This window comes from Mycobacterium sp. UM_Kg27 (assembly GCF_000972905.1).
In the GTDB taxonomy this organism is placed as follows: Bacteria; Actinomycetota; Actinomycetes; order Mycobacteriales; family Mycobacteriaceae; genus Mycobacterium.
Map to the genome: position 1 here is coordinate 1 of NZ_JRMM01000283.1, position 1,122 is coordinate 1,122.

Sequence of the window (1,122 nt, forward strand, 5' to 3'; positions counted from 1 at the left end):
TGATCGACCACCTTTTGGGTGGTTAGTACCACTGATTCATCATGGGCGCGCACACACGGGTACGGGAATATCAACCCGTTGTCCATCGACTACGCCTGTCGGCCTCGCCTTAGGTCCCGACTCACCCTGGGAGGACTGGCCTGGCCCAGGAACCCTTGGTCTTTCGGCGGGCAAGGTTCTCACTTGCCTCATCGCTACTCATGCCTGCATTCTCACTCCCACACCCTCCACCACTAGATCACTCTGTGGCTTCACCGGATGCAGGACGCTCCCCTACCCAATACTTACGTATTGCCGCGGCTTCGGCGGTGTGCTTGAGCCCCGCTACATTATCGGCGCACAATCACTTGACCAGTGAGCTATTACGCACTCTTTCAAGGGTGGCTGCTTCTAAGCCAACCTCCTGGTTGTCTAAGCGACTGCACATCCTTTTCCACTTAGCACACGCTTTGGGGCCTTAGCCGGCGATCTGGGCTGTTTCCCTCTCGACGCACGGAGCTTATCCCCCGCCGTCTCACTGCCACGCTTACACTCACCGGCATTCGGAGTTTGGCTGACGTCAGTAACCTAGTAGGGCCCATCGGCCATCCAGTAGCTCTACCTCCAGTGAGAAACACGCAACGCTGCACCTAAATGCATTTCGGGGAGAACCAGCTATCACGGAGTTTGATTGGCCTTTCACCCCTACCCACAACTCATCCCCTCAGTCTTCAACCTAAGTGGGTTCGGGCCTCCACGCGGTCTTACCCGCGCTTCACCCTGGCCATGGGTAGATCACTCCGCTTCGGGTCCACAACACGCCACTACACACACCCCAACGGATGCGATACGCCCTATTCAGACTCGCTTTCGCTGCGGCTACCCCACACGGGTTAACCTCGCGACGTGCCGGTGACTCGCAGGCTCATTCTTCAAAAGGCACGCCATCACCCCACCACAAGGGAGGGCTCTGACGGATTGTAGGCACATGGTTTCAGGTACTATTTCACTCCCCTCCCGGGGTACTTTTCACCATTCCCTCACGGTACTAATCCGCTATCGGTCATCGAGTAGTATTCAGGCTTACCGGGTGGTCCCGGCAGATTCACAGCAGATTCCACGGGCCCGCTGCTACTCGGGAAA

1 rRNA gene is annotated in these 1,122 nt (G+C 57.3%); it reads right to left on the reverse strand.

Annotated elements, in window-relative coordinates:
• Positions 1-1,122 (reverse strand): 23S ribosomal RNA (locus LI94_RS21250); the annotation flags it as partial.